Source organism: Paraglaciecola mesophila, from assembly GCF_009906955.1.
Lineage (GTDB): Bacteria > Pseudomonadota > Gammaproteobacteria > Enterobacterales > Alteromonadaceae > Paraglaciecola > Paraglaciecola mesophila_A.
In genome coordinates, this window is sequence record NZ_CP047656.1 from 2,014,032 (window position 1) to 2,028,376 (window position 14,345).

At 45.1% G+C, this 14,345-nt stretch carries 14 protein-coding genes; 7 read left to right on the forward strand and 7 right to left on the reverse strand.

Annotated features, from left to right (window positions below):
- The first annotated feature begins 179 nt into the window (after positions 1-179).
- The gene (gene fre / locus FX988_RS08605; RefSeq protein ID WP_160179227.1) at positions 180-893 is read left to right on the forward strand and encodes an NAD(P)H-flavin reductase; all 714 of its coding nucleotides are present in this window, start codon (positions 180-182) and stop codon (positions 891-893) included.
- Between the two features lie 61 nt (positions 894-954).
- On the opposite strand, the gene trmL is transcribed toward fre, so the two are convergent.
- The 4 genes from trmL to FX988_RS08625 all read right to left on the reverse strand — a co-directional run bounded on the left by trmL (position 955) and on the right by FX988_RS08625 (position 4,652).
- Positions 955-1,419, reverse strand: coding sequence for a tRNA (uridine(34)/cytosine(34)/5-carboxymethylaminomethyluridine(34)-2'-O)-methyltransferase TrmL (gene trmL / locus FX988_RS08610; protein WP_160179228.1), 465 nt, complete (start codon positions 1,417-1,419; stop codon positions 955-957).
- 64 nt (positions 1,420-1,483) lie between these two features.
- Positions 1,484-2,464 carry an alpha/beta fold hydrolase gene (locus FX988_RS08615; RefSeq protein WP_160179229.1) on the reverse strand — a complete coding sequence of 327 codons (981 nt, stop codon included), beginning with the start codon at positions 2,462-2,464 and terminating at the stop codon, positions 1,484-1,486.
- An 80-nt stretch (positions 2,465-2,544) separates the two neighbouring features.
- A complete protein-coding gene (locus FX988_RS08620; protein ID WP_160179230.1) occupies positions 2,545-3,948 on the reverse strand; it encodes an ATP-binding protein in 1,404 nt (467 codons plus the stop codon).
- The gene (locus FX988_RS08625; RefSeq protein ID WP_160179231.1) at positions 3,945-4,652 is read right to left on the reverse strand and encodes a response regulator transcription factor; all 708 of its coding nucleotides are present in this window, start codon (positions 4,650-4,652) and stop codon (positions 3,945-3,947) included. The genes FX988_RS08620 and FX988_RS08625 overlap by 4 nt, the downstream gene beginning before the upstream one ends.
- A 176-nt stretch (positions 4,653-4,828) precedes the next feature.
- On the opposite strand from FX988_RS08625, the gene FX988_RS08630 reads away from it, so the two are divergent.
- Positions 4,829-5,689, forward strand: a complete 861-nt coding sequence (locus tag FX988_RS08630) for a Spy/CpxP family protein refolding chaperone (RefSeq protein WP_160179232.1) — start codon at positions 4,829-4,831, stop codon at positions 5,687-5,689.
- 179 nt (positions 5,690-5,868) lie between these two features.
- Here FX988_RS08630 and FX988_RS08635 read toward each other — a convergent pair whose 3' ends face one another.
- The 3 genes from FX988_RS08635 to argE all read right to left on the reverse strand — a co-directional run bounded on the left by FX988_RS08635 (position 5,869) and on the right by argE (position 8,610).
- Positions 5,869-6,276: a methylglyoxal synthase gene (locus tag FX988_RS08635; protein ID WP_160179233.1), complete on the reverse strand. Its 408-nt coding sequence runs from the start codon at positions 6,274-6,276 to the stop codon at positions 5,869-5,871.
- A 61-nt stretch (positions 6,277-6,337) separates the two neighbouring features.
- Positions 6,338-7,465: a Kelch repeat-containing protein gene (locus FX988_RS08640; protein WP_160179234.1), complete on the reverse strand. Its 1,128-nt coding sequence runs from the start codon at positions 7,463-7,465 to the stop codon at positions 6,338-6,340.
- On the reverse strand, positions 7,465-8,610 hold the full coding sequence (gene argE / locus FX988_RS08645; protein WP_160179235.1) for an acetylornithine deacetylase: 1,146 nt from the start codon (positions 8,608-8,610) through the stop codon (positions 7,465-7,467). Before argE ends, FX988_RS08640 begins: the two co-directional genes overlap by 1 nt.
- Positions 8,611-8,952: 342 nt before the next feature.
- On the opposite strand from argE, the gene argC reads away from it, so the two are divergent.
- From argC to argH, 5 genes are read left to right on the forward strand one after another with little or no spacing between them, the layout of a single operon-like run.
- Positions 8,953-9,981 (forward strand): N-acetyl-gamma-glutamyl-phosphate reductase, encoded by a 1,029-nt coding sequence (gene argC, locus FX988_RS08650; RefSeq protein WP_160179236.1) that lies wholly within the window; start codon positions 8,953-8,955, stop codon positions 9,979-9,981.
- Positions 9,978-10,751, forward strand: coding sequence for an acetylglutamate kinase (gene argB / locus FX988_RS08655; RefSeq protein ID WP_160179237.1), 774 nt, complete (start codon positions 9,978-9,980; stop codon positions 10,749-10,751). Before argC ends, argB begins: the two co-directional genes overlap by 4 nt.
- 9 nt (positions 10,752-10,760) lie before the next feature.
- Positions 10,761-11,678 (forward strand): ornithine carbamoyltransferase, encoded by a 918-nt coding sequence (locus tag FX988_RS08660; RefSeq protein WP_160179238.1) that lies wholly within the window; start codon positions 10,761-10,763, stop codon positions 11,676-11,678.
- A 34-nt stretch (positions 11,679-11,712) separates the two neighbouring features.
- Complete coding sequence (locus FX988_RS08665) at positions 11,713-12,951, forward strand: argininosuccinate synthase (protein ID WP_160179239.1); 1,239 nt, start codon at positions 11,713-11,715, stop codon at positions 12,949-12,951.
- A complete protein-coding gene (gene argH / locus FX988_RS08670; protein ID WP_160179240.1) occupies positions 12,951-14,327 on the forward strand; it encodes an argininosuccinate lyase in 1,377 nt (458 codons plus the stop codon). Before FX988_RS08665 ends, argH begins: the two co-directional genes overlap by 1 nt.
- The last annotated feature ends 18 nt before the right edge of the window (positions 14,328-14,345 follow it).

Consider the following 14,345-nt stretch of genomic DNA (forward strand, 5'->3'; position numbering starts at 1 on the left):
TTCTTGTTTGTATTACAACATTGACTGAAGTACACCTTAGCAGTTTGAACCACTCGTTATTCTGCACATTTCGGAAGGCACCATAAGCGCCCATAGTTGACGCTGTTAAAACACCTTCAATCACATTTTAATTATTTGCGCTCAAAATAGCGCAATTTGATATAGCGCAGAACATTATTATGCATCACACACTATGTAAGGTTGACTCCATTGTTGCTCTCAACCCTGTCGTCAGCCTAGTGACCTTGACACCTCAGCAGCCTTTTACCCACCAGGCTGGTCAATACCTTAAAATCGTCATGGACGAAGGCGATCAACGCCCCTTTAGTATCGCCACGGCTCCTCGCGAAGATGGCACCATTCAATTGCATATCGGTGCTGAGCCAGGCAATAGTTACGCTGGTGAAGTGCTTGAAAAAATGCGCAATGAAGGGGAAATCACGGTAAACGGTGGTTTAGGCAACGCGTATGCACAACTTGAAAGCAGCATGCCCACTATTTTACTTGCTGGCGGGACTGGCTTTTCTTATACCCAGGCTATTTTGCATAAAATGCTTGAGGTAAGTGAATCGGTTGAAGGTCACAAAGATCCTATTTTCCTATATTGGGGCACCCGTTCTACCGCAGACATGTATGCCTACGATGAACTTGTCGCACTTGATAAGAAACATGCCCACTTTACCTTCGTTCCTGTGGTTGAGCATCCAGGGCACCAGTGGTCGGGTAAGACCGGCTATGTACATAAGGCAGTACTTGAAGATTTTGTTAGCCTTGAGCCCTATCGTGTCTATGTTGCAGGTCGATTTGAAATGGCTGGTGTCGCACGAGAAGACTTCCACCAGCAAGGGTTGATATTGAAAAACTTGTTCGGCGATGCATTCGAGTTTATTTAAACGCTAACGTAATGGCTGCATTGGGTAAGTACAAGACTTACCCTTTGAACCTTATCAACTGCTACACCGCGCCACTGAAATCAAGTTGACGCCATGCTTCATAAACAAATACAGATACCGCATTAGACAAATTCATGCTGCGACTGTCCGCGAGCATTGGAATGCGTACTCTTTGTTCTGGTGGCAAGCTTTGGATCACCTCATTTGGCAAACCCCGTGTTTCAGGGCCAAACAATAACGCGTCACCTACTTGATACTCGGCTTTAGCAAAAAAAGTTGTCCCTTTGGTTGTGCAAGCAAAGACCCGTTTAGGTTGGCGTGATTCAATATAAGCATCCAAAGACGCATGCCTGACCACATTAGCGAATTCGTGATAATCCAGTCCAGCTCGGCGAACTCGTTTGTCGTCCCATTCAAACCCTAACGGCTCAATTAAATGCAGGGCAAAGCCCGTATTAGCGCATAAGCGAATAATATTGCCAGTATTGGGCGGAATTTCAGGTTGGTATAATACAATGTCTAGCATAAAAATGGTCACGAAAAGTCACAATGGCGGTGATTCTAACAAAGTGCACTAATATGAGTAAGGCCTATATGTCAGGTGCAAGGTGCAAAAAAGCTAAAATAGCCTCTAAACAGGGGATCCGGTATTTATCTTCTTCAAGCAGCATTTCGTGCCTAGCACCCGCGATGTGCTGCACCTCACAGTGAGGAATGTTGGCTAACACTCGGCTTTGCCTTTTGTTATCCACGACTGTGTCATGCCCTGCTTGAATCGCCCAAACAGGGAGCGTAATTTGACTCGCTTGGGCTTCAATGGTGTCCATCGCTTTTAACGCTGCACGCAGCCAATGGCCGGTCACGCCGCCTAGTTGAACTTCAGGCTGCAGGTTATATTCGTCTCGAAATAATCGATAGCGTATATTGCTATGGGTTAATTCGTTAAGCGCAAACTCAGTCTCACGATAGTTTCTCTGGCCCGGAAAGTAACTCGCGTCATGACCTAATCCTCGGCTAATTAATAAATTGGTACCAATCAACATATTCGCCAACCAATTTGGTAACGCAGGACGAATACCAAACATAGGTGCGCACACTATCAGTTGAGCGAAATCTTGAGGGTGGGCTAACACATATAAGGCGCCGATGGCACATCCCATCGAGTGGCATAATAATTGGGGTTTGTGTTGAGTGTTTGGTTCAATAACCTGCTGATAAAAAAGTTTAAAATCAGCAACATAATCAGAAAAGTCATGCACAAACCCCATATGTGGGTTTTGTGTCATACGGCCTGATAAGCCTTGTCCTCGATGATCATGGATAAACACCGAATAACCATTTTGGTACAGGTCGAAAATCACTTCTTGGTACTTCACCCAAGACTCTATTCGGCCGGTTGATATGGCAACCGCTCCTTTCTCATCAGGATGAGGTAAGTAGGCATAGCTGATATTGATACCTGAGTGCCCTTCAAAGCGACCTTTAGCAAGAGATCCCATTAAAGGCTTTATCTTATCTTGATAGATTCGCTCAAGGTCTTTTTCTGCGCTTATCAGGTATTTGCCCGTCATACATCTGCTCTATTGGTGCACTTTCCCTATAGCTTATCAGAGGCCTAACGCAGTGAGAACAAAGAGAAATAACAAAAGCGTTAGGCGTCAATAGGTAAGCAAATATGCACACACAATCCACCATTTACTTGATTGTGTGCACTAATCTTACCTTTGTGGGCTGCAATCGCGCGACTAGCAATGGCTAAACCTAAACCAATACCACCACTATCTCGCTCCCTCGCGCTTGAAACACGATAAAATGGTTGAAATATATTCTCTAAATCTGATTCAGGAATCCCCTTACCATCATCACAAATAGCTATATTTACTTCCGCATCTTTGACCTTAAGCGTAAAAGAGACATCGCGCTGCGCGTATTTCACTGCATTGCGCAGTACATTTTCAATACCGCTTGCTAGTAAGTCCTCATCAGCGTTTATTGTGGCATCAGATTCAATATTGACGGTGACTGTTTTACCTTGGGAGTTGGCTTCAAACTCACAGTCGGCCAACAAACCTGTGAGTAAGGTATCAAAACTCAACGCTTGTTTTTGAGAAACGCGCGCATTATTGTCAAGCCGGGATAGCATCAAAACCTGGGCAAGCATGCTCTCCATTTGATGAGCTTCTTTTTCAATTCTAGCCAATGCTTGCTCGTTACTCTTGCTATCTTTAGAAGGCTCTTGTTGCTGTGCAATTCCTATTGCTAGCTGCATACGAGTCAAAGGTGAGCGCAACTCATGAGAGATATCTGCGAGTAAACGCTTCTGGCCATTTAGTAGCGTCTCTATTTGTTCTGCCATATGGTTAAAATCTCTTCCTAACCGCCCAATCTCATCGCCTCGGTAACTGGCTGAGCCAACACGACTACTCAAAGCGCCGCTCGCCATTCTCTTACTCGCAACTTGCAATTGCTTCAACGGTTTCACAAGAGACCAAGCAATTAATGAACATAATATTGCACTTATGAGTAGCACTAAAAAAATGAGTAATAATGGCGGTCTGTGACGTAATTCACCACTGAACCCCATTGGTCTAGGACGCCCAGCGAACAACAGATAATCTTTGCCAGAAATATTGGTGGTAACTGGGCCAAACATATCGCCAAAAGGTGTCACTATGCGCAGCGGATTCGCCGAACCAATTAAATCGAGAAAAGGCTTTTCGTTTGGCAAATGCGGCATCGGGCCCCGCAAGGTAAACTCTTTGGTTTGTGGCTCGAGCAAAAATACCATGAGTTTTCCACGTTGCCCTGTACGTTCTAAAATGTCTTTCAGTGTTTGCCCATCTTTGCTGCGCGTCACTTGTCGTTGCAGGGCTCTCTCGGTATTTTCAAGCATAAAATGCTGCTTGTCATCCATGGGTAGGTACTCAACGGGTGACGCAATACTTTGCATAATCCACACAGCCCCCACAATCATGACGATGGTGGTACACCAGAACCACAAAAATATACGACCATACAAACTTCGAAATGGGTTTAAATAGAGCAGGCGTTTCATAGCTCACCTAAATAGACGTAGCCTACCCCCCGATGGGTTTTAATTTTCTCTTGGTCGCTAAACATATTTAGCTTTTTACGTAAATTACTCACATGCATATCAATGCTGCGATCAAACGCGGCGAGTTTACGCCCCAATACCTGCTCACTGATTGCTTGCTTCGGCACTAAGTCAGGGCTGCTACTCATCAACAACCTCAGTACAGCAAACTCTGTCCCTGTCAGCTCTATGTCATGAGAATTACACGCCACAGTTTGTGCAGCAATGTTCAACTGCACATCACCGATTTCAATCATGTTCTGTTTTTGTTTGTCACTCTGCAGGCCGGCCTGAATATCAACCCGACGCACAATAGCTTTAACACGGGCAGACAACTCTCTGTGATTAAATGGCTTTGCCAAATAATCATCCGCGCCTAACTCCAACCCCAATATTCTGTCAAAGTCATCGCCCTTGGCTGTCAGCATCAATACGGGAGTAACGTGGGTACTGCGCAAACGTTTCAATACTTCAAAGCCATCCACTTTAGGCAGCATGACATCTAATATAATTAAATCAAAATGCTGTCCAGATTTAGCCGCCAGCAGCCCAGCTTCTCCGTCACCAGCGACTTGAACTGTATATCCTTGCGCGGTTAGATACTCTTGTAGTAACTCGGTGAGGGCTTGATCATCATCAATCAGCAACAAAGACTTTTCTAGCATGTACACTTTCCTTCAAACTGCGGCAGCCTAACAATGGGCGCATGAATACTTATAAAATAATACCGAAACTAACGTTACCAAGCTGCCGATTTACGTAATCTTTACACTGGCTTTGCGTTTCTTTGCGCTAGTGCTGATAACCTGTTTTTGTAATTCAATATAGTAAGGCATATTCAATGCGAACGTTAAAATCATTGTTTACTCCCATCGCGATTTCCCTCGCCATTATTTTGGCTCAGCCATCAGCAAGCGCCAATCCCCCAGAGCAAAAAGAGCTAATAAGCTTACGCCATTTTTTGAAACAAGTGGATTTAACCAATAGCCAACGTCAAGATGTTCGTTTATTGATGCAGCAAAACCGCGCTACAAAAAACACTTACCAGCCAGATCAGGAATCGGTGCGAGAGGCTGTACGCAACCTAATACAAACCGATGAATGGCATGAAGCAGACATCAACAGCGCGCTTGAAGCTGAGCTACATTTACAAGCCCAATTGATGTGGTTAAATATTCAAACACAACACCAAATATGGCTAACCTTAACTGATACGCAAAAAGCACAGATCTTAACTGAGTTGAACACATCTAATGAAGGTGCTTATAGCGAAAAAACTGATAATGAACTTAAGCAACAAAACGAAGAACGCCCTCAAGGCAAACGTAAAATGCATCAAGAGCAGCGCCAGAAAAAGCTCATCGCAGCGCTTAACTTAAATGATGAACAACACGCTCTATTCGTATCACAACGCGCTGCCGAAAAGGCAGATAGAGAAGCAAATAAATCTGCACATCAAACGCTCAAAGCTGAGTTTATCGGACTAATCACTGCTGAAAACCTGAACGAAACTGACTGGACAGCACTGCAAGCACAAACCCAAATAAGCCGATTTGAACATGCTTTTACGAGAGCAAAAAATCAATTTACCTTTTGGAATAGCCTCAGCAATGAGCAACAACAAATGCTGCAGGAAATAATCAATAAACAGCAGGGTGAGCATAAAAGGCGCCCTCGCTTCGGAGACAAAGGCGAGTCATAACGTTAGCGCAAATCAGTAGAGAATTTACCGCACGCTTTTTAGCCAATAAAAAGCATAATCCCGCCGAGTTCAGGTGTTAAACTCAGCGGGTAGCGTTTCTGACAAATCAGTTTTACATCCCCCTTGAGGGGTTTCCTCGCCAATACTTTAATCCTCCCTTGCGTACCACTTACAATACCTTAAAAATCAGGCATGGCCCGTTCGTATAATCCTTCAATAAACAATGGTGAAGTAATTAACATATCAGCAGTCGACGTGTTGCATGCGACAGGCAAATTCCACACTGAACATAAACGTAACAAAGCTTTCACGTCTGGGTCGTGAGGGGCAGGATTAAGTGGATCCCAAAAGAAAATCAAACTGTCTAATTGGCCTTCAGCAATCAAAGCACCTATCTGTTGATCCCCCCCGAGCGGGCCGCTTTTAAAACGTTTTACAGGCAAATTAAGCGCTTCTTGAAGCAATCCACCTGTGGTACCCGTCGCCACGAGTGTGTGCTTTTCCAGCTCTGTTTTATGTTCAAGCGCCCAGCGGATCAGTTCTGGCTTTTTATGATCGTGTGCAACTAACGCTATCGTTTTCTGCATATGTTCCTCAATAATTCATTTAAAAATCGTTGTGCTGTTCAACACGTTTGGTTGCCACGGCTTATAAATTGATAATATGTACATCACTTGAGACTTTTTGCTGCTCTCTCATACCGCCTATCGTGACAAAGTGTTTACTTTCCCCTTCCCCTACGATCAGTAAGCCGCGGTGATCCATAGTAGGTGATTGCATCTCGGTTATTTGCCACTTAGAGTGAACAAAATCATAGCGCCACACTTGGCTGCTCGGTTTTGCAGGTGCTTGGTTGTAGCCTATTCCGTTGTAGTTATATGGGTTGTCAGAGCCGCCTACGAATATAGCCGAGTCTGTTGCTTCATCTCCTACTGCAGCCATGCGATAACGAGCAGTTGAGGTAGGATGGGCGACGGTGCGCCAATCGATTTTATTAATCGCCTTTTCGTCAATAATGCCAAGATAACACGCTGACTCGGCTGAAAACGTGCGGCGTTTATGGGGCTGGGCATCCACTTTAACCCCATCACATAGCATAATGTTGTTGCCAACAATCGCCCCTGCATGGCCAAACACAGGTTTTCCTAAAAATGGCGAACCTTGCTGCCAAGTATCGGTTTTTACGTCGTAAATCTGGACTAAATTGACGTTGCCATCGTTATGCCAACCACTAATTAAATACACGTATCGCTGTTGAAACACGAGCGCAACAGCATCATCCACAGGTACAGGGGTAACCGCAATGGGATAATAAGTATCTTTTAACACGTCATAGCGAAAATTATCAGGGCTTGATATCTCGTTATGCGCAGCATCCACTGTGTAGCCGCCGAATATAAACGCCATATCGCCTACCCCAACAGCAATGCTAGCTAAACGGCCTGACAGGGGCAAACTTGAGGGAACGGGCGACTTTTGTTGCCATCGATTATTCGGCTTATCGCCTTCAAACCCGAGTGCCCATACTTTATTGTGCACTGCTTGGTGCGTTTTAGCTGCGCCTAGCCCCATGAATGAAAGTAAGAAATGCCCTTGTGAGGTATTAACACTGGCCACTGCGTTATTCGACACGGGCTCCGGTAATGCGGGATAATTTGAGTTCATTTTTGATGTTGCGCCTAAACTGATTGACATCACCATGACGGCCGCCCCCAGCCCCTTGACAACATTGGTAATTAATTTCAACGTTTTGATTGGCTTCTCTCGTGCAGCCATTAGAAACAGACCTGCTTAATAAAATTTCTCAACAACGTAACGGTAGGGTCCACATAATGTAGCGAAATAAACTCATCAGGTTGATGAGCCTGTTCTATGCTGCCAGGGCCTAATACTATAGTGTCACACCCTAACTGGTTGATAAATGGCGCTTCGGTAGCATAGTTGGCACTAACCGGGTCAAAACCCGTTAGTTTCTTTGCTAATTCAAGAATTCCCTGTTCATTACGGCAACCAAACGCCGGCGCAGTTTCGTACATGGCTTCACGCGTAATGCGCTGCGGATACTTTTGCACAAGTGGTGCTAGCGCTTCATCAATCATAGCGATCGCTTCTTCATCGCTTAAAGATGGAATAGCGCGTAAATCGAAATTTAACTGGCAATGGCCACAAATGCGGTTTTCTCCGTCTCCACCGTGAATATGCCCCAAGTTCATAGTGACCTCTGGCACGCTAAAAGCGTCATCTCGGTGGGTTTCAGACAATTGCTGTTTTAACGCTATCAATTTACCAATGGCTTGATACATGATTTCAATAGCATTTACCCCTTTGGCAGGATCACTCGAATGCCCAGCTTTACCTTGAATATTCAGACTATGCCCCATGTGCCCTTTGTGTTTAAAAATAGGTTTTAGCTCAGTTGGTTCACCGATAATCGCCATATCGGGTTTAATGAGTTGTTGCTCGACAAAAAACCGTGCCCCCGCCATAGAGGTTTCTTCATCTGCGGTGGCCAGTATATACAAGGGCTTTTTCAGATCTTTTAAAGGAATGTCTTGTAACGCTTCAAGAATAAATGCAAAAAAACCTTTCATATCACAGGTCCCAAGACCAAATAACTTTCCGTCGTTTTCTTGTGCTTTGAAAGGGTCGAACTGCCATTTATTGTCGTCAAAAGGGACCGTATCAGAATGGCCTGATAACAATAGTCCGCCTTCACCACTGCCTATTTTGGCTAACATATTGTATTTATTTCGCGCATTGGGCACTTGTTGAATACTTATGTTGAAATTATAGTCTTTAAACCAACCTGCAAGCAGATCAATAATAGCGCGATTTGATTGGTCCAAATCCGCACTAAACGCACTAATAGAGGGCGTATTAATGATCTGGGCGTAACGTTCTAAAAAAGACAAAGATGGCATAAGCCTCCCTTTAAATAATTATTCATTTTATTTGCATAAATATATAACACATGGCATTCTTAGCGCCAACATGGTTTAGCCGCTTTGCAAATATGCTTTTGGTCTAAATTATTTATACATATTATCTTAATTCGGTTTAATTTCGCATATGATTTCAATAACGTCACAATTCGATTCCCTGCCTAGCTTCGCCAGCATGTTGTATCGACGATAAGTCGAGGTCTGTAGCGTTTAGCTCACCCAGACCTTTAGTATTTGCTAAAGGTCTTGGGTGTTTTTTTATTTTTGTCACCTTCATTTAGTAAAATTAAACCCATACAACTATTTAGAGATATACGTTTTATGATCAAAACTTGTATTGTCGGCGCCAGTGGATATACCGGTGCCGAATTAGCTTCTTTAATTCATCGCCACCCACGCTTTGAATTAAATGCTTTGTATGTATCAGCCAAAAGTCAAGATGCTGATAAAAAACTAGGGGACGTACACGGTTACTTGTTCGGGCAAATCAACTTGCCTCTCACGCCTTTAACCGATGATGCTCTGCAAGCCCTTGCCAACGAAATGGACGTGATATTTCTTGCCACGCCCCATGAAGCGAGCCACGACTGGATGCCAGTCTTATCGTCAGGCAAAGCTAAGGTATTCGATTTATCAGGTGCATTTAGACTCAAAGACCAACAAGTTTTCGCAGACTATTATGGTTTCACTCATGAACAAACCTCTAGTCTTGAACAAGCTGTTTATGGCTTAGCAGATTGGTTTGCTGATGACATTAAAGATGCGGATATTGTTGCGGTACCAGGTTGCTACCCCACGGCATCACTAAGCGCGTTAAAACCATTACATGAAGCAGGCATTCTTGCTGATGGTCACTTACCCATTATTAACGCCGTATCTGGCGTATCTGGTGCCGGTCGCAAGGCTGCCATGGGCAACAGTTTTTGCGAGGTAAGCTTGCAAGCGTATGGGGTGTTAGGCCACCGCCATCAACCTGAGATTAGCGCGTACTTGGGCCGCGAAGTCATATTTACTCCACATTTAGGCAACTTTAAACGGGGTATTTTGGCGACCATCACAGTCAAAGTGAATTCTGATGTAAACGCCGAAGCTGTTGCTAGGGCATTTAATCAAGCGTATCAAGATCACCCCATTGTACGCATTCGCCAAACATGGCCTAAATTAGATGACGTTGTCGGTACGCCGCACTGTGATTTATTTTGGAAACTAGATACAGACAAAGGGTATTTGGTGGTCACCAGTGCAATCGATAACCTGCTAAAAGGGGCTGCCTCTCAAGCAGTGCAATGTGCCAATATTCGTTTTGGTTTTGCATCGCACCTTGGCTTAGTACACGAGGTATCAGCATGAACCCGTTAGTCATAAAAGTTGGTGGTGCGTTCATGCAGGCCACAGCCGAAGCGCTGCAATTACTCGCGGTAATTAAACAGCTTCAGCAGAGTCGCCCAGTGGTCTTGGTACATGGCGGCGGCCCTATGGTAGAGCAGTTATTACAAGCCTTACAATTTACCAGTACCAAAGTGAACGGATTGCGCGTCACGCCACCTGAGCATATGCCTTATATTACAGGCGCTTTAGCGGGTACAGCCAATAAGCAACTCTGTGCTTTTGCCATTCGCGCAAATACGACACCGGTCGGGTTATGCTTAGCTGATGGCGCCATGACGAGCTGTTCTGTACTTGATCCCGCTCTTGGGGCAGTAGGTGTAGCACAAGCTAATTCACCGACTATGTTGAATTTATTGCTTGAGGCGAATATCCTGCCGATTATTAGCTCTATTGGAGCCGATGAAAAAGGAAATTTACTCAACGTAAATGCTGATCAAGCGGCGACGGTTATCGCGCAATTATTAAACGCTGACCTGTTGTTGCTATCAAACGTGCCTGGTGTGCTCGATCAGAATAAAAACTTGATTAACCAGCTCACTGCCCAAGATATCGAAGGGCTAGTGACAGCGGGCGTTATTAAAGATGGAATGCAGGTAAAAGTGGATGCAGCCCTTGATGCTGCTACTAGCTTACAGCGCCCTATTACGATTGCCAGTTGGCAAACACCAGAGCAACTCCTAGGATTGCTGGCGGGTGAACCCGTTGGCACTACCATAATCCCGAAAATTTAAGGTACCTCCATGAAAAAGGATCTACTGTCGTTCACTGATTGGTCTGCAAAAGACCTCAATGCACTATTGCAACTGGCCATCACCATTAAGACCAATCCGGCTGACTATCGCCAAGCGTTGGCGGGCAAATCGATTGTTGCTCTGTTCGAGAAGCCGTCCCTGCGCACCCGCGTCAGTTTTGATATTGGCATCAATAAGCTAGGTGGCCACTTGGTTTATTTAGATAGCCAGTCAAATAAATTAGCAGGCCGCGAAGACGTGAAAGACATGGGCAACAATCTTGCCTGTTGGGCTGATGCTATTGTTGCACGGGTTTTTGCTCACTCTACCTTAGAAGAGCTAGCCAGCGCAGCTAAAGTACCAGTGATTAACGCCTTGTGTGATATGTATCATCCATGCCAAGCCATGGCTGACTACCTGACATTAACCGAGCGTTTTGGTGATTTAAGTAAAGTTAAGCTAGCGTATATCGGTGACGGGAATAACGTGACCCACTCGTTGATGATTGTCGGCGTAACGCTTGGCTGTGAAGTGGTTGTAATCACCCCTCCTGGTTATGAAGTGGACCCAGCTATTGTCACACTCGCTCAACAAAAAGCGGAGCAAAATGGCGGCAAGCTCGTTATCAGTAATGATATTGAAACCGCTAACGGTGCGAATGCCCTTTATACTGACACCTGGATTTCAATGGGTGATGACACCCCGCTTGAAACCATAAAACAGGCATTTGGCAAATACAAAATCGATGAAGCGATGATGCAGTCAACAGGTGCACAATACGTAATGCACTGCCAACCTGCTCATCGTGACTTAGAAATTAGCGGCAGCTTGATTGATTCAGAGCAATCGATTTTGATGCAGCAAGCAGAAAACAGAATGCACGCCCAGAATGCTATTTTAGTGCATCTTCTTAGCGGCGCAGCGTAACCCATTTAACAATTTTATTTTTTAGGTACAGATAATGAGCAAGAAAAACATCAAAAAAGTGGTACTAGCCTATTCAGGTGGTTTGGATACATCAGCGATCATTCCTTGGTTAAAAGAAAACTACGACTGTGAAGTCATCGCGTTTGCAGCTGATGTTGGTCAAGGTGATGAAGAGCTAGAAGGTCTACGTGAAAAAGCCATCAAAACGGGCGCTAGCGAATGCTACATCGTTGACTTGAAAGAAGAGTTTGTTTCTGAATACATCTACCCAACCATTACTACTGGTGCGGTATATGAAGGACAGTACCTACTTGGCACATCAATGGCACGCCCAATCATTGCCAAAGCGCAAGTAGAAATCGCCCGTAAAGTTGGCGCCGATGCACTGTGCCACGGCTGTACCGGTAAAGGTAACGACCAAGTACGTTTCGAAGGTACCTTTGCCGCACTCGCCCCTGAACTAACAGTGATTGCGCCTTGGCGTGAATGGGACATGGTATCACGTGAAGACCTATTGGCTTACTTAGCAGAACGTGACATCAAAACCACGGCTTCAGCCACTAAAATCTACAGCCGTGATGCAAACGCATGGCACATCTCACATGAAGGTGGTGAATTAGAAGACCCGTGGTGTGAACCAACGAAAGAAGTGTGGACCATGACAGTCTCTCCTGAAGATGCACCAAATACACCTGAGCGTGTTGAAGTGAGCTTCGAGCACGGTCGTATGGTTAAAGTAAATGGTGAAGCCCTTAACCCGTACCAATGCCTAGTTAAATTGAACGAACTTGCTGGTGCACACGGTGTAGGACGTATCGATATTGTTGAAAACCGTTTAGTAGGCATGAAGTCACGTGGTTGTTACGAAACCCCTGGCGGTACCGTCATGCTAGCAGCCTATAAAGCCCTAGAAAGCCTAGTGCTAGACAAAGCAGCACTTAAGTACCGCGAGCAAATTGGTCTAGAGTTTTCACACGTTATGTATGACGGGCGTTGGTTCACTCCGCTAAATGATGCACTGCTAGCTGGTGCCGCAAGCTTTGCTGATAAAGTCACTGGCGACATAGTGGTTAAGCTTTATAAAGGTCAAGCAACGGTAACACAGCGTCGTTCACCCAACAGCTTGTACTCAGAAGACTTCGCTACATTTGGCGCCGATGACGTTTACGACCAAAGTCACGCTGAAGGCTTTATTCGTCTTTACAGTTTGTCTAGCCGCATCAGCGCGCTTAACAAAAAGGGCATTCCTTTCAAAAACACAGGTATCGAATAATGAGCTTGTGGGGCGGACGTTTTCAAGACGGTAGCAGTGCGATGTTTCGCACTGTGAATGACTCACTGCCATTTGACAGAGTATTAGCGAGTCAAGATATTCGTGGTTCAATTGCATGGGCCCGCGCGATTGCCAAAGCAGGCGTGTTAACCCAAGACGAACACCAACAGCTTGAAGAAGCACTCAAAGCCTTGTTGGTAAAAGCCGATGCGGGTGAGCTTGATTTTGATGCCAGTAGTGAAGAAGACATTCACAGCTTTGTTGAAGCTACATTAATTGAGCAGCTTGGTGATGTAGCCCGTAAGCTACACACTGGGCGTAGTCGTAACGACCAAGTGGCCACGGATTTTCGTTTATGGACCCGTGAACACGTTGACTTGTTAGTGGAAGATGTTGAGGCCGTTATTGCTTCACTGGTTGGCAATGCTCAAGTAAACAAAGATGTTATTTTGCCAGGTTACACGCATCTACAACGCGCTCAACCAGTGCGTTACCCGCACTGGTGTTTGGCCTATGTCGAAATGCTAAAGCGCGACTTAAGTCGTCTACATGACTTAAAAGCGCGGTTAAACCAATGTCCTCTTGGCAGCGGTGCATTAGCGGGTACAACCTACCCTATCGACCGTCAAGCCATTGCTGAAGAGCTGGGTTTTGTTAGCCCTTGCATCAACAGTCTTGACGCCGTATCTGATCGTGATTACGTACTAGAGCTACTATTTGTCGCTAGCACCAGCATGATGCATTTGTCGCGCATGGCCGAGGATTTAATCTTTTATAACTCAGGCGAAGCGGGCTTTATTCAATTAGGTGACGCCGTTACCTCTGGCTCGTCATTGATGCCCCAGAAGAAAAACCCTGATGCGTTAGAACTTATGCGCGGTAAATGCGGTCGTGTATTTGGTAGCTTACAAGCCTTGCTTGTGACCATGAAAGGCTTACCTCTTGCGTATAACAAAGACATGCAAGAAGACAAAGAAGGCTTATTCGATGCCACTAATCAATGGCACATCTGCTTGCGTATTGCCTGCGAAGTGGTTGATAGCATCAAGCTTGATAGTGAGCGCTGCGCCAAAGCGGCCCGTGAGGGTTACGCAAATGCCACTGAACTGGCAGATTATCTTGTTGATAAAGGCATTCCTTTTAGAACCGCCCACGATATTTCTGGACGTGTTGTACTTGATGCCCTCGAGAAGAAAAAGGCCATTGAGGAGCTTAGTATTGCCGAGTTAAAAGTGTACTCAGATGTCATTGAAGAAGATGTATATCCGGTTCTGCAACTTGAGTACTTAGTTAACAAGCGCGATATTTTAGGTGGTACCGGCATTAAGCCTGTACTCGAAGCGCTGGCGAATGCTAAAGCATCGTTCGTAAAATAGTGATGTAAGTGTAAGGAA